This is a genomic window from Proteus terrae (assembly GCF_003144325.1).
Taxonomy (GTDB): domain Bacteria; phylum Pseudomonadota; class Gammaproteobacteria; order Enterobacterales; family Enterobacteriaceae; genus Proteus; species Proteus terrae.
The window spans coordinates 246,884-269,383 of sequence record NZ_PENS01000007.1 but is presented as its reverse complement, the minus strand read 5'-3'; the positions used below and the strand labels follow the sequence as shown (position 1 = coordinate 269,383).

The 22,500-nt window shown below is 39.8% G+C and carries 18 protein-coding genes; 16 read left to right on the top strand and 2 right to left on the bottom strand.

What is annotated here, in order from left to right:
• The first annotated feature begins 81 nt into the window (after positions 1-81).
• Together ilvC and rep are read left to right on the top strand one after the other, a co-directional pair.
• The gene (gene ilvC / locus DK857_RS08925; RefSeq protein ID WP_109402002.1) at positions 82-1,557 is read left to right on the top strand and encodes a ketol-acid reductoisomerase; all 1,476 of its coding nucleotides are present in this window, start codon (positions 82-84) and stop codon (positions 1,555-1,557) included.
• Between the two features lie 354 nt (positions 1,558-1,911).
• Positions 1,912-3,936 (top strand): DNA helicase Rep, encoded by a 2,025-nt coding sequence (gene rep / locus DK857_RS08920; protein WP_109395468.1) that lies wholly within the window; start codon positions 1,912-1,914, stop codon positions 3,934-3,936.
• Positions 3,937-4,013: 77 nt separating this feature from the next.
• On the opposite strand, the gene gppA is transcribed toward rep, so the two are convergent.
• Together gppA and rhlB are read right to left on the bottom strand one after the other, a co-directional pair.
• Positions 4,014-5,522: a guanosine-5'-triphosphate,3'-diphosphate diphosphatase gene (gene gppA / locus DK857_RS08915; protein WP_109395467.1), complete on the bottom strand. Its 1,509-nt coding sequence runs from the start codon at positions 5,520-5,522 to the stop codon at positions 4,014-4,016.
• Between the two features lie 3 nt (positions 5,523-5,525).
• The gene (gene rhlB, locus DK857_RS08910; RefSeq protein ID WP_109395466.1) at positions 5,526-6,830 is read right to left on the bottom strand and encodes an ATP-dependent RNA helicase RhlB; all 1,305 of its coding nucleotides are present in this window, start codon (positions 6,828-6,830) and stop codon (positions 5,526-5,528) included.
• A gap of 119 nt (positions 6,831-6,949) precedes the next feature.
• Here rhlB and trxA point away from each other — a divergent pair, with 119 nt between their 5' ends.
• The 14 genes from trxA to wecG all read left to right on the top strand — a co-directional run bounded on the left by trxA (position 6,950) and on the right by wecG (position 22,431).
• The gene (trxA, locus tag DK857_RS08905) at positions 6,950-7,276 is read left to right on the top strand and encodes a thioredoxin TrxA (protein WP_006535838.1); all 327 of its coding nucleotides are present in this window, start codon (positions 6,950-6,952) and stop codon (positions 7,274-7,276) included.
• 566 nt (positions 7,277-7,842) lie between these two features.
• Positions 7,843-9,102 (top strand): transcription termination factor Rho, encoded by a 1,260-nt coding sequence (rho, locus tag DK857_RS08900; protein ID WP_023583649.1) that lies wholly within the window; start codon positions 7,843-7,845, stop codon positions 9,100-9,102.
• Between the two features lie 409 nt (positions 9,103-9,511).
• Positions 9,512-10,600 carry a UDP-N-acetylglucosamine--undecaprenyl-phosphate N-acetylglucosaminephosphotransferase gene (wecA, locus tag DK857_RS08895; protein WP_036939595.1) on the top strand — a complete coding sequence of 363 codons (1,089 nt, stop codon included), beginning with the start codon at positions 9,512-9,514 and terminating at the stop codon, positions 10,598-10,600.
• Positions 10,601-10,624: 24 nt separating this feature from the next.
• Positions 10,625-11,683, top strand: coding sequence for an ECA polysaccharide chain length modulation protein (gene wzzE, locus DK857_RS08890; RefSeq protein WP_109395465.1), 1,059 nt, complete (start codon positions 10,625-10,627; stop codon positions 11,681-11,683).
• Positions 11,684-11,809: 126 nt separating this feature from the next.
• Positions 11,810-12,940, top strand: coding sequence for a non-hydrolyzing UDP-N-acetylglucosamine 2-epimerase (gene wecB / locus DK857_RS08885; RefSeq protein WP_069369918.1), 1,131 nt, complete (start codon positions 11,810-11,812; stop codon positions 12,938-12,940).
• Positions 12,937-14,199 carry a UDP-N-acetyl-D-mannosamine dehydrogenase gene (gene wecC / locus DK857_RS08880; protein WP_109402001.1) on the top strand — a complete coding sequence of 421 codons (1,263 nt, stop codon included), beginning with the start codon at positions 12,937-12,939 and terminating at the stop codon, positions 14,197-14,199. The genes wecB and wecC overlap by 4 nt, the downstream gene beginning before the upstream one ends.
• Positions 14,196-15,263, top strand: coding sequence for a dTDP-glucose 4,6-dehydratase (gene rffG / locus DK857_RS08875; RefSeq protein ID WP_098944023.1), 1,068 nt, complete (start codon positions 14,196-14,198; stop codon positions 15,261-15,263). Before wecC ends, rffG begins: the two co-directional genes overlap by 4 nt.
• A gap of 21 nt (positions 15,264-15,284) precedes the next feature.
• Entirely contained in the window at positions 15,285-16,166 is an 882-nt protein-coding gene (gene rfbA / locus DK857_RS08870; RefSeq protein WP_109395463.1) for a glucose-1-phosphate thymidylyltransferase RfbA, read from the top strand.
• Complete coding sequence (rffC, locus tag DK857_RS08865) at positions 16,144-16,857, top strand: dTDP-4-amino-4,6-dideoxy-D-galactose acyltransferase (RefSeq protein ID WP_109402000.1); 714 nt, start codon at positions 16,144-16,146, stop codon at positions 16,855-16,857. Before rfbA ends, rffC begins: the two co-directional genes overlap by 23 nt.
• 1 nt (position 16,858) lies before the next feature.
• Entirely contained in the window at positions 16,859-17,989 is a 1,131-nt protein-coding gene (gene rffA / locus DK857_RS08860; protein ID WP_109401999.1) for a dTDP-4-amino-4,6-dideoxygalactose transaminase, read from the top strand.
• A gap of 2 nt (positions 17,990-17,991) precedes the next feature.
• On the top strand, positions 17,992-19,248 hold the full coding sequence (wzxE, locus tag DK857_RS08855) for a lipid III flippase WzxE (protein ID WP_109401998.1): 1,257 nt from the start codon (positions 17,992-17,994) through the stop codon (positions 19,246-19,248).
• Positions 19,245-20,330, top strand: a complete 1,086-nt coding sequence (locus tag DK857_RS08850; RefSeq protein WP_109401997.1) for a TDP-N-acetylfucosamine:lipid II N-acetylfucosaminyltransferase — start codon at positions 19,245-19,247, stop codon at positions 20,328-20,330. Before wzxE ends, DK857_RS08850 begins: the two co-directional genes overlap by 4 nt.
• Positions 20,327-21,694, top strand: a complete 1,368-nt coding sequence (gene wzyE, locus DK857_RS08845) for an ECA oligosaccharide polymerase (protein WP_109395458.1) — start codon at positions 20,327-20,329, stop codon at positions 21,692-21,694. The genes DK857_RS08850 and wzyE overlap by 4 nt, the downstream gene beginning before the upstream one ends.
• Complete coding sequence (gene wecG / locus DK857_RS08840; protein ID WP_109401996.1) at positions 21,694-22,431, top strand: lipopolysaccharide N-acetylmannosaminouronosyltransferase; 738 nt, start codon at positions 21,694-21,696, stop codon at positions 22,429-22,431. The genes wzyE and wecG overlap by 1 nt, the downstream gene beginning before the upstream one ends.
• Positions 22,432-22,500 lie beyond the last annotated feature (69 nt).

The window sequence follows — 22,500 nt, the reverse complement described above, 5'->3', positions numbered from 1 at the left end:
CATATAGTAAAGTCATGCAACACCTCACTGAATGTGAGGATAATAATAGCAAACACATACACAACGATTTTGGAGTCTTTTATGACAAATTATTTTAATACATTGAATCTGCGTCAGCAGTTATCGCAATTAGGTAAATGTCGCTTTATGTCACGTGAAGAATTTGCTGATGAAGCAAATTACCTGAAAGGCAAAAAAGTCGTTATTGTTGGTTGTGGTGCTCAAGGTCTTAACCAAGGTTTAAATATGCGTGATTCAGGTTTGAATATCGCGTATGCCTTACGCCAAGAGGCGATTGATGAAAAACGTGCATCATGGCGTCGTGCAACCGAAAACGGTTTTGAAGTTGGAACCTATGAAACGTTGATCCCTCAAGCTGATTTAGTTGTTAACTTAACGCCAGACAAACAGCACTCTGCTGTTGTTCAAGCTGTTCAACCGTTGATGAAATCAGGTGCAGCATTAGGTTACTCTCATGGTTTTAATATTGTTGAAGTTGGCGAAAAGATCCGTGATGACATCACCGTTGTTATGGTTGCACCAAAATGTCCAGGTACTGAAGTTCGTGAAGAATATAAGCGTGGTTTTGGTGTTCCAACACTGATTGCAGTTCACCCTGAAAATGATGCAAAAGGTGAAGGTATGGCCATTGCGAAAGCATGGGCTGCTGCAACAGGTGGTCATCGTGCGGGTGTTTTAGAATCCTCTTTCGTTGCAGAAGTAAAATCAGACTTAATGGGTGAGCAAACTATTCTGTGCGGTATGTTACAAGCTGGCTCGCTGTTATGTTACGACAAGATGGTTGCTGATGGCGTTGAGCCGGGATATGCAGGTAAGTTGCTGCAATTTGGTTGGGAAACGATTACAGAAGCACTGAAGCAGGGTGGTATCACCTTGATGATGGACAGATTATCTAATCCTGCAAAAATGCGTGCTTACGCATTATCAGAGCAACTGAAAGAGATCATGGCTCCACTGTTTGCAAAACATATGGACGATATCATTTCAGGTAAATTCTCTGAAACTATGATGGCTGATTGGGCAAATGATGATAAAAACTTGCTGACATGGCGTGAAGAGACCGGAGCAAGTGCATTTGAAAATTATCCTGAATATGAGGGTAAAATCAGTGAGCAAGAGTATTTTGATCACGGTGTATTAATGGTTGCAATGGTTAAAGCTGGTGTTGAATTAGCTTTTGATACCATGATTGAAGCAGGGATCTTTGCAGAGTCAGCTTATTATGAATCGCTGCATGAGTTGCCATTAATTGCAAATACCATTGCTCGTAAGCGTTTATATGAAATGAATGTGGTTATCTCTGATACTGCTGAATATGGTAATTACCTGTTCTCATTTGCGGTTGTTCCTATGTTGAAAGAGTTTATGACAACATTGCAATCTGGCGATTTAGCGAAGAAAGTTCAAGATAATGGAACAGATAACGCACAATTACGTGATATCAATGAAGCAATTCGTCAGCACCCAATTGAAGCCGTAGGTAAAACGTTGCGTGGGTATATGACGGATATGAAGAAGATTGCTGTTGCCAACTAATTTTTCGTCGCTCTTTACGCGATAAGTGCGTTGGCTACACTCGGTTAACCAAGTCACATACTAATGTATGCTCCTTGGGATAACCTCTTTTGCTGCCTTCTTCTCACGTAAATAGCTTAGAAAAATAAGTGAAAAGTGAAGGTTAAGTTTTTGCTATCTTCTCATGCAAAGAGCTTAGAAAAATAAGCGAAAAGTGAAGATTAAATTTTATTGAAAACCGTATTTCTTAATGGAGTACGGTTTTTTGTTTTTATAGTGTGAGAAAAATTGAAAGAGGGAATACTCAAGACTTTGATCGCTTTCTGCTACAATTGTCCCCCGTTATGTTCTTGGTTAATGAAGTTTGGAAAAAGTATGCGATTAAATCCTGGTCAACAAAAAGCAGTAGAATATGTGTCAGGCCCTTGTTTGGTCTTGGCAGGTGCAGGATCGGGTAAAACACGGGTTATTACCAATAAAATTGCACACCTCATTCGTCAATGCCAATATCCAGCAAAGCAAATTGCAGCGGTTACATTTACCAATAAAGCTGCGCGTGAAATGAAAGAGCGAGTTGCTCAAACCTTAGGTCGCCAAGAAGCGAAAGGATTAATGATCTCAACGTTCCATACATTGGGATTAGAAATTATTAAACGCGAATATAAAGCGTTAGGTATTAAAGCTAAATTTTCATTGTTTGATGATCAAGACCAATCTGCATTACTTAAAGAATTAACTGCTGATTTATTAGAAGAAGATAAAGATTTACTTTCTCAATTAAAGAGCCAAATTTCTAATTGGAAAAATGACATGCTCACGCCAGATCAAGCAATAGGAATGGCGAGATCGCAACAAGATCATACATTTGCCGAATGTTTTCGACGTTATGAGCAACATCTGCGTAGTTGTAATGTACTCGACTTTGATGACCTAATTAGCCGACCAACTCTGTTATTACGTACAAATGAAGAAGTCAGAGAGCGCTGGCAAAGACGTATCCGTTATTTGCTGGTGGATGAATATCAAGATACAAATACAAGCCAATATGAATTGGTCAAATGGCTGGTCGGTGAAAGAGCTCGTTTTACGGTTGTAGGCGATGATGACCAATCAATCTATTCATGGCGTGGTGCTCGACCTCAAAATTTAGTGCTATTACAAAAAGATTTTCCACAACTTAATGTGATTAAGCTTGAGCAAAATTATCGTTCTTCTGGGCGTATTCTAAAATCAGCGAATATCTTGATTGAAAATAATCCCCATGTTTTTGAAAAACGGTTATTTTCAGAATTAGGTTATGGTGATGAACTACGGGTTTTAACAGCTAATAATGAAGAGCATGAAGCAGAACGTGTGGCTGGTGAATTAATTGCTCATCACTTTATTAATAAAACCAATTATAAGGATTACGCGATCCTTTATCGTGGCAATCATCAGTCTCGTATTTTTGAAAAATACTTAATGCAAAACCGTATTCCTTATCGTATTTCAGGTGAAACCTCTTTTTTCTCAAGGGAAGAGATAAAAGATATTCTGGCCTATTTGCGAGTGATTACCAATCCTGATGATGATGCGGCATTTTTACGTATTGTGAATAAGCCTCGTCGTGAAATCGGCCCTATGACGATCCAAAAGTTAGGTGAGTGGGCAAAAGTTCGAGATAAGAGCTTATACAATGCCTGTTTTGATTTGGGATTAGGTCAAACATTAACAGGTCGAGGCTTCAATTCATTACAAGCATTCTCTCAATGGATGTCACGTATAGTGCAAAAATCAGAACGAGAGCCGCTGTTAGCTGTACGTGATTTATTGCATGAAATGGATTATGAAAGTTGGTTATATGAAACCTCAAGTAGCGCAAAAGCGGCTGAAATGAGAATGAAAAATGTTAATCAGCTGTTTTTATGGATGAGCGAAATGCTAGAAGGTGATGAATTACATGAACCTATGACGATTTCTCAAGTTGTTAACCGTTTTACCTTGCGCGATATGATGGAGCGAGGAGAAACAGAAGAAGAGTTAGATCAAGTTCAATTAATGACATTACATGCCTCTAAAGGTCTTGAGTTTCCTCATGTATTTTTAGTAGGAATGGAAGAGGGCATATTGCCACACCAAAGTAGTATTGATGAAGATAATGTAGAAGAAGAAAGGCGTCTTGCTTATGTGGGTATTACTCGAGCACAAAAAACACTCACTTTTACGTTATGTAAAGAAAGGCGTCAATATGGCGAATTAATTAAACCCGACCCAAGCCGTTTTCTTTATGAGTTACCTCAAGATGATTTGAATTGGGATACTAATAAAAAGAAAGTGTTAAGTGCTGAAGAAAAACAAGAGAAAGGGCAAAAAGGTGTTGCGGGATTAAGGGCTATGCTGGCAAGACACAAACCCGAATAGTATAAGGTTTGGTAGATAAAATGAACCCCTTGGCATATTGATGTTCAAGGGGTTTTTATTTTTGTATAAGCAAAAAATTAACTTATACGAGAGCTGTTTTGTTCTTCAATCATTAAAGACCAATGGACATAACTCTGAAATTGGATCTCTTCTTGGAGGTTTTCAGCCCGTAATGGATGCTCATTAAGCCATTGATATGGCAGCGTAATAATGAGTTTCTCATCTTCAGTACGTAATCGTAATGCTGGGAGAGTATCATCACGGCGGCGACTAGCAAAAATGATGGCTAATCGCAGTAAACGCACCAGTCGATTGGCTTGAGTTATCGGTAGTGCATTTTGATGATTTAGGGGCGCAAGATCGATGATCCCTGTTTGGTTTTTTAGCAAAGATGCCAATAAACGTCGTTGTGCAGGTGTGTATCCCGGCAAATCAAGATGAGAGATCAGATAGCTTGCATGTGAAGGTGCTTGGCGAAAATCAACACTAAGGCCAATTTCATGTAATGCACTGGCGCTGTTGAGCAACTCACGGCAACGATTATCTAACTGCCAACTCTTGCTGACTTGGATAAAAAAGTGTTCTGCAAGTTGTTGAACTCGGTGTGCTTGCTCAATATCAATCTGAAACCGACGTTGGACATTACGAAGAGTACGTTGGCGGATATCTTGCTCAATAGGAAGATGTAACATTCCGTAGACTAAGCCTTCTCGTAATGCACCACCTGCTAAGATCATATTGTCGATATGCAGTGTTTCAAATATGGCGATTAAGATAGCAAGCCCACTTGGAAACACTAAGGCTCGTTCAAAAGTAAGCCCTTCAATTTCCAGCTCTTCTAGTTTTCCACACTCAATGGCTTTATGTTTGAGTCGCTCAAGCTTAGGTAAGGTGATTAATTCATCCATACCCTGAGCAATCATGATCTCTTGCAACGCTTGTACAGTACCAGAGGCACCTACACACACTTGCCAGCCTTGCCCAATTAATTTATCTGCCACTGGGGCGAGTATCGCTTTGGCTGCGTCTTGTGCTTTAGCAAAATTTTCTTGAGTTAGAGAACGGTCAGTAAAATAGCGCTCTAACCAAGTTACACAGCCCATACTTAAGCTCATTAATTGCGTTGTTTTAGCACCAGTACCTGTAACCAGTTCTGTGCTGCCACCACCAATATCGACGACTAAACGTTGCTCTGCACCACCTGTAGTATGTGCAACGCCACGATAGATAAGGCGTGCTTCTTCCTCACCACTAATAACATGAACAGTATTGCCCAATATTTCAGACGCTTTTGCGACAAAAATATCTGCATTTTTAGCAATACGTAATGTGGCTGTTGCTACGACTCTGATTTGTTCAGCCGGAATATCACGTAGATATTCAGAAAAAAGTCGTAAACATTGCCAACCGCGTTCCATTGCCTGCTCTGACAATTTATTTTCACTGTTTAGGCCAGCAGCGAGTCGAACTTTACGTTTCACGCGGGAAAGGACTTGTATAGAGCCCGCGATTTCTCGAACGACTAACATATGAAAACTGTTAGAACCTAAATCAATAGCGGCATAAAGTGATGAGGATTTCAGCATAATTTATGGATGACTCGGGCGTTTATTTCGGTTGTTACGTTGAGTATTATTTCCTCTGTTATTTCGCGCCGGCGCATTGTTGCGACGAGGCTGACCTTGGCGAGGACGGTGACGGCGTTTGGGCTCAGGCAGATCAGCTAATAACGCATCACTATTATATTTACTCACGGGAATAGCATGTTGAATATAGGTCTCAATAGCAGGTAAATTCAGCGCATATTCTTCACATGCAAGGCTGATTGAGTTACCACTATTTCCAGCGCGCCCTGTTCTACCAATACGGTGAACATAGTCTTCACAGTCATCAGGTAAATCATAGTTAAAAACATGTGTTACTGATGGAATATGAAGGCCTCTAGCGGCAACGTCAGTAGCAACCAGAATATCAATATTACCTTGGGTAAAATCTTCTAAAATGCGTAGACGTTTTTTCTGTGGAACATCACCGGTTAATAAACCAACGCGGTGCCCATCTGCAGCAAGGTGCGCCCAAATGTCGTCACAACGATGTTTTGTATTAGCAAAAATGATACAGCGATCTGGCCATTCTTCTTCAATCAATGTTTGAAGAAGACGCATTTTTTCTTCATTTGAAGGATAAAAGAGTTCTTCTTTTATACTAAAACCTGTTTTTTGTTCAGGTTCAACTTCAACATACTCTGGATTATTCATCTGCTCAAAAGCTAGTTCTCTTACACGGTAAGAAAGTGTTGCAGAGAACAGCATATTCATACGCTCAGCCGCAACTGGCATACGACGGAAAATCCAACGAATATCTTTAATAAAACCGAGATCGTACATTCTGTCAGCTTCATCAAGTACCACAACTTGGATTGCGTTAAGGTTAATATGGCCTTGCTTAACGTAGTCAATTAAACGACCTGTTGTGCCAATAACAATATCGACACCATTATTTAATACTTTGAGTTGTTCGTCATAGCCATCGCCACCGTAGGCGAGACCCATTTTAATCCCTGTATTTTGCGCAAGCTCTTTAGCATCAGAATAGATCTGCACAGCTAATTCGCGTGTTGGCGCCATAATAAGTGCACGAGGTTGATTGGTTTCATGCCCTTCTTTAGCAGGGTGCGTTAAAAGATAATGAAACGTTGAAGTTAAAAACGCCAACGTTTTGCCTGTTCCTGTTTGGGCTTGCCCGGCAATGTCTTGACCTTTCACAGTGATAGGTAACGTCAATGCCTGAATTTGTGTACAATTAGAGAACCCTTTTTTCTCAAGGGCTTCTATCACTTTTGGATGCAAGGCGAAGTCGGAAAACTTCTTTTCTGTCAAATATGTTTTGCTCATAATGTAATAGAATATCAGTTATGGGTTGCATTACAAAAGTTTATCCGCTGAAATGCAGACAGACTTTTGTTATTTAATGTTACACTGGTACGGTCAATATTATTCTTTGGAGTAGAACAATGAGCGATAAAATCCTTCACTTATCTGACAGCAAATTCGATGCTGATGTATTAAATGCAACCGGCCCTGTGCTCGTTGATTTCTGGGCTGAATGGTGTGGCCCATGTAAAATGATTGCTCCTATTCTAGATGAAGTTGCAACAGAATACGCTGGTAAATTAACAGTTGCGAAGCTAAACATCGATCAAAACCCGCTGACAGCACCAAAATACGGTATTCGTGGCATTCCTACACTGATTTTATTCAAAAACGGTGCAGTTGCTGCGACTAAAGTAGGCGCATTGTCAAAAACTCAACTGAAAGAGTTTTTAGACGAAAATATCTAATTTGATTTAGATATCAAAAATAAAGTAGGACGTTTAGACCTTGTCAGTATTTCTGTTATTGACCGCTAGACGTCCGCTTCGAAGCATGATAAGTTAGCGCCACTTACTTACATAATATATCGGATCTACTTGCCAATATGATTAGATACGATTAAATAAGTCTGAGATATTGAATATCAAGCGTACAAAGTAATAGAATTGAATAACATGATATGATATTTAATCTAATATGATATTTAATATAAGTAATCTGAATTCATCTAACCAGTCAAGTTGCCTTAGAATAATCTATAGTATTCAAGGGATATAAATTTTTCCAAAATATGTTCCTAACCCATAAGTTGAAAGTACACTCATGTATCGCGAAAATGAATGTCACTTCTCTGGGATAAAGCAGACTGGTCTAATTGTATTAACACTCTCTAACATTATCATTTTAGTTATACCCTTATGTTAGAAAGTTATAATCTGTAATTTTACACATGACGAAACTGACAGCGATTCGCTGTTATACTATTCACGTTCATAGTTCGAGAGTTACCCCGAGTTATTAAGAACCCACCATTATGAATCTTACCGAATTAAAAAATACGCCGGTATCAGAACTGATAGCACTTGGCGAAAATATGGGGCTAGAGAATCTGGCTCGAATGAGAAAGCAAGACATTATTTTCTCTATCTTGAAGCAACACGCGAAAAGTGGAGAAGATATTTTCGGTGACGGTGTGCTGGAAATATTGCAGGATGGCTTCGGCTTCCTACGTTCCGCAGACAGTTCCTACCTTGCTGGTCCCGATGATATCTACGTTTCTCCAAGTCAAATTCGCCGTTTTAACCTCCGCACTGGTGACACCATCGCAGGGAAAATTCGTCCTCCTAAAGAAGGTGAACGTTATTTTGCCCTCCTAAAAGTTAATGAAGTTAACTTTGATAAACCAGAAAATGCCCGCAGTAAAATTCTCTTTGAAAACTTAACACCTTTACATGCTAATAATCGTTTACGCATGGAACGTGGTAATGGCTCAACAGAAGACTTAACCGCGCGTGTTCTTGACTTAGCGGCGCCAATTGGCCGTGGTCAACGTGGTCTTATTGTTGCTCCACCAAAAGCAGGTAAAACCATGTTGCTGCAAAACATTGCAGCAAATATTGCTCATAACTACCCTGATTGCGTATTAATGGTACTTCTGATTGATGAACGCCCAGAAGAAGTGACAGAAATGCAACGCTTAGTAAAAGGTGAAGTTATTGCTTCAACCTTTGATGAACCAGCTTCTCGTCACGTACAAGTTGCAGAAATGGTGATTGAAAAAGCGAAGCGCCTAGTTGAGCATAAAAAAGACGTTATCATCCTGTTAGACTCCATCACACGTTTAGCGCGTGCTTATAACACTGTTGTTCCTTCATCAGGTAAAGTGTTAACTGGTGGTGTGGATGCAAACGCATTACATCGTCCTAAACGTTTCTTCGGTGCGGCTCGTAATGTTGAAGAAGGTGGTAGCTTGACTATCATTGCAACAGCATTAGTCGATACGGGTTCTAAGATGGACGAAGTTATCTACGAAGAATTTAAGGGTACAGGTAATATGGAATTACACCTGTCTCGTAAAATTGCTGAAAAACGTGTTTTCCCTGCGATTGATTACAATCGTTCTGGTACACGTAAAGAAGAGTTACTGACGTCTCAAGATGAGCTACAAAAAATGTGGATCTTGCGTAAAATTATTCATCCAATGGGTGAGATTGACGCAATGGAATTCCTCATTAATAAGTTAGCAATGACTAAGACAAATGAAGAATTCTTCGACTTTATGAAACGTTCATAAAGTGTATTAACAAAGTGATATGAGCTGAGAATAGGATTAAAATATTAAAATAGTGTGCTCTGTTACAGAATAAGTAATATCACCTCAATTTATATGCTGTTAAGCTCGTTTACTTTGTAAGAATGACGATATGATGAAACGCCACAATAGTTTGTGGCGTTTTTTGTTTTTTTTATGGGTGTAATTCAATTTTAGATTGCAATATTTTAGTCGGATGTTGGTATATATATTGCATGTTTTGGTAATTGATAAAAATAGCGATGGCATCAATAAAAATAGTTAAGGAAAACTTATAATTGATGAAGGGTGGTGGGTTTTGAATAAACTCGTCGAGGTGAGGCTGGAAAAAAGAATAAAAACACATGGAAGCGTAAAATAACCAGCTATATTTATTATAGAGAACCGTACTGTGGATATACTAAAAATGAGCACAAGCGTTTTTTATGTGTTCTTATTTTCTTTCGCATTTTTATTCTTGGCTCGTAAAATTGCAAAGAAAATTGGACTCGTGGATAAACCGAATTATCGTAAGAAACATCATGGATTGATCCCTCTAGTCGGAGGAATATCAGTCTATTTTGGTATTGTTTTCGCATTTTATATTTCAGATATTTATATTCCTCATAAGGAATTGTATCTGGCATGTGCGGGACTTCTTGTTTTTATCGGCGCATTAGATGATCGCTTCGATATTAGCGTCAAAATTAGAGCAACAATCCAAGCTTTTGTTGGGATCGTGATGATGGTGGGTGCAGGATTAAAACTTGACACTCTGGGTCATGCTTTTGGTCCTTGGGAAATGCATTTAGGGCCTTTTGGCTATATTGTTACACTTTTCGCTGTTTGGGCAGCAATCAATGCCTTTAATATGGTTGATGGTATTGATGGGTTATTAGGTGGACTTTCTTGTGTCTCTTTTGGTGCGCTTGGTATTTTATTATATCAAGGCGGTAATTCAGCTCTCGCATTCTGGTGCTTCTCATTTATTGCGGCAATTTTACCTTATATCCTTCTAAACTTAGGGGTCTGCGGTAAAAAATTCAAAGTCTTTATGGGAGATGCGGGAAGTACACTGATTGGATTTACCATTATTTGGTTATTGGTCGCATCAACACAAACTCAGCCTCGCCCTGTTAAGGCTGTAACTGCATTATGGATAATTGCTATTCCACTTATGGATATGGTGGCAATTATGTACCGTCGTTTACGCAAAGGGATGAGTCCTTTCTCTCCAGACCGTCAACACATTCACCATTTGATCATGCGTGCAGGTTTTACCTCTCGCCAAGCCTTTATTTTAATTACTGTGGCTGCTGCGCTATTAGCCGCGATTGGTATTATCGGTCAAAACCTATCATTTGTCCCTGAATGGTTTATGTTGGCATTATTCTTGCTTGCATTTGTTATGTATGGTTATTGCATTAAACGCGCGTGGCGAGTCGCTCGTTTTATTAAACGACATAAGCGTCGCTTACGTAGAGCAACACAACAGCATTAATATAAGCAGAGGTTTTTTAACGTGATGAACTCGGAAAATAACGCCTCCCGACAGGGTGAACAGCCAGATAATGAACTCGATATTCGAGGTCTTTTTTGTGCACTTTGGTCAGGCAAAAGCTGGATTATAGGGTTCGCTCTGCTTTTTGCAGTGATTGCACTCGGTGCATCTTATTTGATGCAACCTAAATGGAGCGCAATCGCAATGACAGAGAAACCAACGATTAATAACTTAGGCAGTTATTATTCGCAATCTCAGTTCTTGCGCAATCTTGATACACAGATTAATCCTGCAGCACAAACCTCAGCTTTAACTATTTCAGATGAAGCTTATCAAGAGTTTATTACTCAAATCGCGGCGTTTGATACACGTCGTGAGTTTTGGTTGCAAACGGATTATTTCAAACAGCGCAAAGAGAGTGATGAACAGGCCAATGCTGCGTTATTGGATGAGTTAATTAACAATATTCAATTTACGCCTGCTGATGAGAAAAAATTAGTTAATGATCAACTGAAACTCATTGCGGAAACATCAAAAGAAGCGAGTCAATTATTAAATGAGTATATTGCTTTTGCTAATAAGAGAGCATCTACCCATCTTAATGATGAAGTGATAACAGCTTGGGCAACTAGAACTCAATCAATGAAAGCGTTGGTTAAACGTCAAGAAATGGCGGCTCAATCTGCGTATCAACGCCAAGTTAACTTATTAGAGCAATCAATTAAAGTGGCTGAGAAACAAGGTATTTCTCAAAAACAAACATCGATTGCGATTGATGAGTTACCAGATTCTAAATTGTTTCTGTTAGGTGTTCCTCTGTTACAATCACAGCTAGAAACTTTAGTGGCAACAGGTGCTGATTTTGATAGTGATTATGATCAAAATACGGCAATGTTAGCGACCCTAGCTGTGGGCGCAAAATTACAAGATAACTTCCAAACTTACCGCTTTCTACGTACCCCTGAAGATCCTGTGAAACGTGATAGTCCTCGTCGTGCCTTTATGATGGTACTTTGGGGCGCTATTGGTGTTTTAGCGGGTGCAGGTGTTGCATTAGTAAGACGCAGTTCATTAAAAAAATAATAATTAAATTTTGTCATTGATGACAATAACGGGACATCAGGTGTTTCGGCACCTGATGTACTGAGTATAAGGGCATATTGCTTTCCCAAAAATAAGCGATATAACAATGAAAAAAAGAGAGCCACTGTGAAAGTGTTGACTGTTTTTGGCACACGCCCTGAAGCGATAAAAATGGCACCTTTAGTGCACGCTTTAGCAAATGATGATTCGTTTGAAGCGAAGGTATGTGTTACGGCCCAACATCGAGAAATGCTTGATCAGGTATTAAATCTTTTTGAGATCAAACCAGATTATGATCTCAATATTATGAAACCAGGACAAGATTTAACGGATATTACCTGTCGTATTTTAGAAGGGTTAAAACCAGTATTAGCGTCATTTCAACCTGATGTTGTTTTGGTACATGGTGATACAACAACGACCATGGCAGCAAGTTTAGCCGCATTTTATCAACGAATTCCTGTTGGTCATGTGGAAGCTGGGTTACGTACCGGCAATCTTTATTCCCCTTGGCCTGAAGAGGCAAACCGTACTATTGCAGGGCATCTTGCAATGTATCACTTCGCACCAACAGAAACTGCCAAATTAAATTTGGTGCGAGAAGCGGTTGCGGATAAAAATATTTTTGTTACAGGAAATACGGTAATTGATGCGTTGTTTTGGGTAAGTGACAGAGTGATGGGCAATCAAACACTCTTAAATGAGCTTGCTGTAAATTATCCATTTATTCAGCCTGACAAGAAAATGATTTTGGTAACAGGGCATCGTCGAGAAAGTTTTGGTGGTGGTTTTGAACGTATCTGCCAAGCTTTAGCTGAAATTGCATTAGCACACCCAGATGTAGAAGTTGTCTATCCTGTTCACTTAAATCCTAATGTGAGTGAACCGGTTCAACGTATCCTTCATGGTATTGATAATATTAAATTAATACAGCCACAAGATTATCTCCCATTCGTTTATTTAATGAATCATGCTTACCTTATTTTGACCGATTCTGGTGGAATTCAAGAAGAAGCCCCTTCATTAGGTAAGCCAGTTCTTGTAATGCGAGACACAACGGAGCGCCCAGAAGCTGTTGAAGCGGGCTCTGTTCGTTTAGTGGGAACAGATACTAAACGTATTGTTAGCGAAGTAACCTCTTTATTGACAGACGAAAACGCGTATCACCAAATGAGTAAGGCGACAAATCCTTATGGTGATGGTCATGCCTGCCAACGTATTCTTGAAGCATTGAAAAAAAATCAGGTGACATTATGAGTTTTGAAACTATTTCTGTTATCGGCCTCGGCTACATTGGTTTACCTACAGCGGCGGCTTTTGCCTCTCGTAAAAAAAACGTCATCGGTGTTGATGTTAATCAGCATGCCGTTGATACGATTAATAAAGGTCAAATTCACATTGTTGAGCCTGATCTTGATAAGATAGTTAAACAAGCGGTTGAAGAAGGGCATTTAAAAGCTTATACCACGCCACAGCCAGCAGATGCTTACCTTATTGCTGTACCTACACCATTTAAAGGTGAGCATGAGCCTGATTTGGCTTATGTTGAAGCAGCTGCACGCTCTATTGCACCTGTATTGAAAAAAGGTGATCTTATTATTCTAGAATCAACCTCACCAGTTGGCTCTACTGAAAAAATGGCTGAGTGGTTAGCGGAAGCTCGTCCAGACTTAACATTCCCTCATCAACAAGGTGAAGATGCTGATATCGATGTAGCTTACTGCCCTGAGCGTGTATTACCGGGTCAAGTGATGATTGAACTTATCCGCAATGACCGTGTTGTGGGTGGTATGAATCGTAAATCATCAGAGCGTGCAAGCGAGTTATACAAAATCTTCCTTGAAGGTGAATGTGTTATTACTAATGCGCGTACCGCAGAAATGTGTAAGCTGACTGAAAATAGTTTCCGTGATGTTAATATTGCGTTTGCTAACGAATTATCACTGATCTGTGCTGACCAAGATATCAATGTGTGGGAGCTAATTAGCTTGGCGAACCGCCACCCTCGCGTCAACATTTTACAACCAGGCCCTGGCGTTGGCGGGCATTGTATCGCTGTTGACCCTTGGTTTATCGTGTCACAAAATCCCAAACAATCTCGTTTAATTCACACTGCCCGTTTGGTCAATGATGGCAAACCAGTGTGGGTTATCGATCAAGTTAAAGCCGCTGTTGCTGATTGCCTTACTGAAACAGGTAAACGCGCAAACGAAATTAAGATTGCCTGCTTTGGTTTAGCCTTTAAGCCTAATATCGATGACTTACGTGAAAGCCCAGCAATGAATATCACTAAACAAGTCGCTGATTGGCATAGTGGTACGACATTCGCAGTTGAACCTAATATTCATGAATTACCAACAAAATTGAAAGGGATCACAGAGTTAGTATCAACAGAGCAAGCATTGAAAGATGCGGATATTGTCTTAATGTTAGTTGATCATCAACAGTTTAAAGCGATCCCAGGTAGTAAAGTCACTCAAAAATGGATTGTAGATACTAAAGGAGTATGGCGTTGAAACGCATTCTAGTTACAGGTGGAGCCGGTTTTATCGGCTCTGCTGTTGTTCGACATATTATTGATAACACCAATGACAGCGTTGTTGTGGTGGATAAACTGACTTATGCCGGTAATTTAGAGTCATTAGCAACTGTAGCTGACAGTGAACGCTATGCCTTTGAGCAAGTCGATATTTGTGATAGAGCTGAGCTTGATCGCTTATTTGCTCAATATCAACCAGATGTTGTTATGCATTTAGCGGCAGAAAGCCATGTTGACCGTTCTATCGATGGCCCCGCTGCATTTATTGAAACCAATATTGTGGGTACTTACACCTTATTGGAAGCGGCTCGCCATTTTTGGCAAGTGCTACCTGAAGAGAAGAAAACGGCATTTCGTTTCCACCATATCTCAACAGATGAAGTGTATGGCGATTTAGAAGGCACAGATGATTTCTTTACTGAAACTACGCCTTATGCACCAAGTAGCCCATATTCTGCGTCTAAAGCTTCAAGCGACCATTTAGTTCGTGCTTGGTTGCGTACTTACGGTTTACCAACTGTGATCACGAACTGCTCAAATAACTACGGCCCTTACCATTTTCCTGAAAAGTTAATCCCATTAATTATCTTAAATGCGATTTCAGGAAAACCATTACCTGTTTATGGTAAAGGTGAACAGATCCGTGATTGGCTCTATGTTGAAGATCATGCTCGTGCTCTCTATTTAGTCGCAACAACAGCAACACCGGGTAAAACTTACAATATTGGTGGACACAATGAGCGTCGCAATATTGATGTTGTTAAAACGATTTGTGCGCTGTTAGAAGAGTTATATCCAGCAAAACCAGAAGGTGTTGCTCAGTATGTCGATCTCATCACTTATGTGAAAGACAGACCAGGTCATGACCTGCGCTATGCAATTGATGCAGCGAAAATTGAAGCTGAATTAGGCTGGAAACCAGAAGAGACATTTGAATCAGGCATTCGTAAAACTGTTTTGTGGTATTTAAATAACGAGACTTGGTGGAAACGAGTGTTAGATGGCTCTTATGCAGGTGAACGTCTAGGGCTTGGGAACTGATTAAGTAAAGAAGGATAAATGATGAAAGGTATTATTTTAGCGGGTGGCTCGGGTACACGACTGCATCCGATAACCAAAGGGGTATCGAAGCAATTATTGCCTATCTATGATAAACCCATGATCTATTATCCGCTTTCAGTTCTGATGCTTGCTGGTATTCGAGATATTTTGATCATTACAACACCAGATGACATGACCTCATTTCAGCGCTTATTGGGTGATGGTTCTGCATTTGGTGTTCATCTTCAATATAAAATTCAACCATCTCCTGATGGCTTAGCCCAAGCCTTTATTTTGGGTGAGGAATTTATTGGTGATGATCATTGCTGTTTAGTTTTAGGCGATAATATCTATTTTGGTCAAGGTTTTAGTCCAAAACTGAAACAAGTAGCACAACGTGAACGTGGTGCAACAGTCTTTGGTTATCAAGTTATGGATCCCGAACGATTTGGCGTTGTTGAATTTGACGATGATTTTAAAGTGTTATCGATTGAAGAAAAACCAGAACAACCTAAATCTAATTGGGCTGTCACGGGGCTGTATTTCTACGATAACCGAGTGGTTGATTTTGCCAAACGAGTCAAACCTTCGATTCGTGGTGAATTAGAAATTACGTCGATTAATCAGATGTATCTTGAATGTGGTGAGCTTAGCGTTGAACTACTGGGGCGTGGTTTTGCGTGGTTAGATACCGGAACTCACGATAGTTTAATTGAAGCCAGTACCTTTGTTCAAACTGTTGAAAAACGCCAAGGATTTAAAGTGGCGTGCCTTGAAGAGATTGCTTGGCGTAATGGTTGGCTCAGTGATGATCAAGTAAGAGAAAGCGCAAAATCACTGTCTAAAACCGGTTATGGTCGCTATCTATTGGATTTATTACATGTCCGTCCTCGCCAATATTAATTATCTTGAGTGGGAAAGTGAGTATTTTTCCCTCAAAACAGGGCGTCTTGAGTTTGATACGCAAGCGCCCGCATTAACAGACGAACAGCTTGATGCCTTTGCTGTGGTTCAAGCAAAAGTCGCATCTCATAAGCTTTCTCTCATCGATAAACTCAGCCAATTAGGTTTTCAATTTGCGGAAGGTGAAATTGATTTTAAACTTTCAATTGGCACAGAAAATGCTTGTAAGAAAACGACTGAATATTGTTTTAGAAAAGCCAATGAAGATGATATCTATTTATTGATGGCAACGGCTTCAGAGGCTTTTGTACAAAGTCGTTTTAGAACACCTTGGTATCAGGAAGGTGATAGCAGTCGTTTTTATGCATTATGGGTTAAAAAAGCGGTGTTAGGCACATTCGATGATATCTGCTTACTGACTTATGATGCTGAAAATAATGTAAGTGGTTTTGTCACTTTACGCCGTCTATCTGAAAATGAAGCAAGAGTGGGATTACTAGCGGTAATGCCCAACAGAATAGGACAAGGCATTGGTAAACAACTGATGTCGGCCGCGAAGTTTTGGTGTCAACAACAAGGTGTTTCGACCTTATATGTTGCAACACAGATCAGCAATATTGCAGCTTCGCGTTTATACACACACAGTGGGGGCTTAATAGAGAGCACCACTTATTGGTTATACAGGGGATAATATGATTCCGTTTAATAAACCACCGGTTGTCGGCACAGAATTAGAATATATGAAACAAGCTATGGAAAGTGGCAAGCTCTGTGGTGATGGCAATTTCACAAAGAAATGTGAAAAGTGGTTAGAAGAACAATTTCATTGTCATAAAACGCTGTTAACACCATCTTGTACAGCATCGCTTGAAATGGCTGCTATCTTATTAGATATCAAGCCTGGCGATGAAGTCATTATGCCAAGTTTTACCTTTGTTTCGACCTCTAATGCGTTTGTATTACGTGGCGCAACGATTGTTTTCGTTGATATTCGTCCAGATACTATGAATATTGATGAAACAAAAATTGAAGCGGCAATTACAGAGAAAACCCGCGCTATTATTCCCGTTCATTACGCAGGTGTTGCGTGTGAAATGGATACGATTATGGCGATTGCGAAAAAATATAATCTGTTTGTTATTGAAGATGCTGCACAAGGTGTCATGTCAACTTACAAGGGTAAGGCTCTTGGCACAATTGGTCATATTGGTTGCTATAGCTTCCATGAAACTAAAAACTACTCATCAGGCGGTGAGGGTGGCGCAACGCTGATTAACGATCCTGATTTAATCAATCGCGCAGAAGTTATCCGTGAAAAAGGTACCAATCGTAGCCAATTTTTCCGTGGTCAGGTAGATAAATATACTTGGCGTGATATTGGTTCTAGCTACTTAATGTCAGATTTACAAGCGGCTTATTTATGGGCTCAACTTGAAGAAGCTGAAAAAATTAATGAACGTCGTTTAGCATTTTGGCAGATTTACTATAATGCATTGACGCCATTAGCGAAAAAAGGCCTATTAGCGCTTCCAATCGTTCCTGAAGGTTTAGAGCACAATGCGCACATGTTCTATATCAAACTGAAAGATATCGAGCAACGTACCGCATTTAATGACTACATGAAAGAACACGGCGTTTTAACCGTGTTCCATTATGTGTCATTACATACCAGCCCAGCAGGTATGAAGTTTGGCCGCTTTGATGGTGAAGATATTTTCACAACGCGAGAAAGTGAGCGTTTAGTCCGTTTACCTATGTTCTACAACATGACAGAAGAAGAACAGCAGACTGTTATTGGCCATATCCGCGACTTCTTTGCTTAATTATGTCGTTAGCCAAAGCATCAATTTGGACAGCTGGATCAACCCTGATAAAAATCGGGGCTGGTCTGCTTGTCGTCAAGTTACTTGCAGTCTCTTTTGGGCCAACAGGGGTCGGGTTAGCAAGTAATTTTCGTCAATTAATCACCGTACTAGGTGTCTTATCTGGTGCGGGTATTTTTAATGGTGTGACGAAATTAATCGCACAATATCAGGATGATGACATTCAACGCAAAAAAGTGTTGGGTACTTCATCATCCATGATTTTGCTGTTTTCCACACTACTAGCTATTTTATTTCTTCTTTTTTCTGCTCCCATTAGTCAAGTGTTATTTGGTGATGATTATCATCAATATCAGGATATTGTAAGAGCCGTTGCTTTTATTCAAATGGGGATAGCATATAGCAACTATTTTCTTGCCATCTTAAAAGGTTACCGTGATGCGGCAGGTAATGCCTTATCAGTGATTGCTGGTAGTATTATTGGTGTTATTGCTTATTATTTGTGCTATTTGTTTGCGGGTTATCACGGTGCATTAATTGGGCTTGCATTAGTACCAGCACTTATTTTATTTCCTGCTACATTTTTAGTAGTAAAGCGTAAGCGCTTCGCTTTAAGCGAGCTTAAACCTCATTGGGATAAGGCGATAGCAAGTCATCTTGGTAAGTTTACCATTATGGCGATACTAACATCGATTACATTACCCGTTGCTTATATCATGATGCGTAACTTACTTGCTGAACACTATAGCTGGGAAGACGTAGGAATTTGGCAGGGGGTGACCAGTATTTCAGATGCTTATTTGCAATTTATTACCGCATCTTTTTCTGTTTATTTATTGCCAACACTCTCTCGATTAACGCAAAAAAGTGATATTACTAAAGAGATCGTTAAATCACTGAAGTTTGTATTACCTGCAGTAGCTACAGCGAGTTTTATGGTGTGGTTATTACGTGATTTTGCGATTTGGTTACTGTTTTCAGATAAATTTGTCGCTATGCGTGATTTATTTGCATGGCAACTCGTTGGCGATGTTTTAAAAGTAGGCGCTTATGTCTTTGGTTATCTGGTCATCGCAAAAGCGGCACTACGTTTTTATATCCTTACAGAAGTAAGCCAGTTTGCCCTATTGACGCTATTTTCGCGTTGGCTTATTCCTGAGCATGGCGCATTAGGTGCCGCTCAAGCCTATATGGCAACGTATATTATTTACTTCCTTCTCTGTAGTTCTGTTTTCGTGATTTATTGCAGGCGCAAATGACAACTTTGATTTACGTACTAGGTTCAGACATTGTGCATCATAACAATACAATGTTACGGTTTTTTAACGACCACCTCGTGACTGAGGCGGGGTTAACGTATAAACCTCGTTTTATCGTTGCCAGTAAAAATACTTCACTGCAAGAAAGCTACCCAGCTTTAGATATTGAGTGTTTAGCTGATAAAAAGCAGGTTGCACAGAGAGTGGTCACATTAGCCAAAGCCGATACCCATCAACGATTCCTTTTTTTAGGTCAGTTTAATGCGCCTATTTGGTTGGCATTATTAACTGGCAAGATCAAACGTCATCAATTTTGGTGGCATATTTGGGGTGCTGATTTATATCAGGATTCTAAACAGCTAAAATTTAAACTCTTCTATCTTCTTCGTAAACTCGCCCAAAAACGTGTGGGCCGAGTATTTGGTACACGAGGTGATCTGAATTACTTCGCACAATTTAACGTTAATATTCCAGCCAGTTTGCTCTATTTCCCAACAAGAATGGATCCTGCGCTTACGGTGACAGAAAAAGCGCCTATTGATGAGAAACAGCTCACCATTATTGTGGGTAATTCAGGGGATAGATCGAATCGCCATATTGAAGCTTTACAGGCAATTGCCGAGCAATATGGAACGCGAGCAAAAGTGATTATTCCAATGGGATATCCTGAAAATAATCACGTTTATATTAATGAAGTAGCCCAAGCAGCTAGCCAATTGCTTCCCTATAATCAGGTTGAAATATTACGTGACAAATTGGCATTTGATGATTATCTCGCGTTATTAAAAACATGCGATTTAGGCTATTTTATTTTCCACCGTCAACAAGGTATTGGCACGCTTTGTCTGCTTATTCAATTTGCGATCCCTTTTGTTATTAGTCGTCAAAATCCATTTTGGCAGGACTTAACTGAGCAAAGTGTTCCTGTTTTTTTCTCTGGGGACAAATTAGATATTGCGCTGATTGAAGAGGCTAAACGTCAATTGCTGATGCTTGATCGCCAAAATATTGCCTTCTTTGCGCCTAATTTCACGGATGGTTGGAAAGAGTTAATTGAGATGAGCACAGGAGAGCCGCAATGACATTGGCGGAACTGGGTGGCTTAACACTTGTTTATTTTATCTCTTTGAGTTTTATTTTATTGCTGACTTATCAAGAGTTTCGTCGAGTTCGCTTTAATTTTAATGTTTTTTTCTCAATGCTCTATCTGCTGACCTTTTATTTTGGTTTCCCACTGACTTGTATGTTGGTATTCCAATTTGATGTCGCAGTTGTACCCGTTGATTCATTATTATACGCGCTATTAGCCTCTACAAGCTTCTATGCCATTTATTATGTAACCTATAAGGTAAGGCTGAGAAAATCGGTTGACGGCCCTTCTAGGTCGCTATTTACGATGAATAGAGTAGAAACCAACCTTACTTGGATTTTATTGGCATTAATAGCGTTTGTAACTGTGGGAATTTTCTTTCTACAAAATGGCTTTTTACTCTTTAAGCTCAAAACGTATAGCCAAATTTTTTCAAGTCAAGTATCAGGTGTTGCGCTTAAGCGCTTTTTCTATTTTTTTATCCCCGCAATGCTGGTGGTTTATTTCTTAAAACCCACTCAACAACGGTGGATTTTCTTCCTCTGTGCAACGGTGGGTTTTGGGATCTTAACCTACATTATCGTGGGCGGAACCCGCGCTAATATCATCATCGCTTTTGCGCTGTTTTTGTTTATCGGTATTGTTCGAGGCTGGATTACCTTATGGATGCTGGTTGCCGCTGGGGTTATGAGTATTATTGGAATGTTCTGGTTGGCGTTAAAACGCTATGGCCTTGATGTGAGTGGTGCAGAGGCATTCTATACTTTCTTATACCTCACTCGTGATACGTTCTCTCCTTGGGAAAATCTAGCTTTATTACTTAATAATTATGACAAGATTGAGTTCCAAGGACTTGCACCGATTATTCGTGATTTTTATGTCTTTATTCCTTCTTGGGTATGGCCAGAACGCCCAGATGTAGTGCTGAATTCAGCAAACTATTTTACATGGGAAGTACTTAATTACCATGCGGGTCTTGCTATTTCACCGACCTTAATTGGCTCTCTGGTTGTTATGGGGGGCATTGCCTTCATCCCATTGGGTGCGATTGTTGTAGGACTGATTATTAAGTGGTTTGATTGGCTATATCAGCAAGGGCTCAATGAAAGCAACCGTTATAAATCGGCTATTCTGCAAGCTTTCTGCTTTGGGGCTATTTTTAATATGATTGTTTTGGCACGAGAAGGTGTTGATTCTTTTGTTTCTCGCGTTGTGTTTTTCTGTTTAATTTTTGGTTTATGTTTGGTGGTTGCCAAACTGCTTTATTGGTTATTTGAAAGCGCGGGGTTAGTGCGTAATTACGTGACTCGTCAAATACAAAGTGAACCTCGTTGTTTAGAGAAAAAGGAAAAGTAATGGGATCCAATTCAATTCCGAAGTATTCAATCCGCGGACATAATATCTGGGGATTTCGCGATATGGCTCATTTTCTGGATTATCTCTATGAAGGAGCACAAATAAAAAGTGGCTCTCTGATTGCCATTAATGCAGAAAAAATTCTCACAGCAGAAACAGACTCAGCACTTAATGAGCTACTCAATGAAGCTGATTATCTTTATGCGGATGGTATTAGTGTAGTGCGAGGTATTCGTCGTAAATATCCTGATGCAAATGTTTCTCGTATCGCAGGTGCGGATTTATGGGAAGCGTTAATGGAAAGAGCAGGCAAAGAGGGAACACCTGTTTTTCTTGTTGGTGGTAAACCTGAAATTCTTTCTCAAACCGAAGATAAGCTTAAAGCGCAATGGAACGTAAATATTGTGGGTAGCCAGAATGGTTACTTCACACCACAAGATAGAGAGGCGTTATTTGAGCGTATAAAGGCCTCAGGTGCGAAGATAGTAACTATTGCGATGGGATCACCTAAGCAAGAGTTATTTATTCGTGCATGTCGTGAAATTTACCCTGATGCTTTATACATGGGTGTTGGCGGAACTTATGACGTGTTTACAGGCCATGTTAAAAGAGCACCAAAAGCATGGCAAAACCTTGGATTAGAGTGGTTATATCGTTTGTTATCACAACCAAGCCGAATTAAGCGTCAATTTAAGCTGTTAAAATTCGTTGGGTACTACTATTTCAATAAATTGTAACAGGGATTGCGTTTTTTTTGTTAGGTATGACTGAGTAAATGATTTATTCACGCTTCTATCTAGCATCTT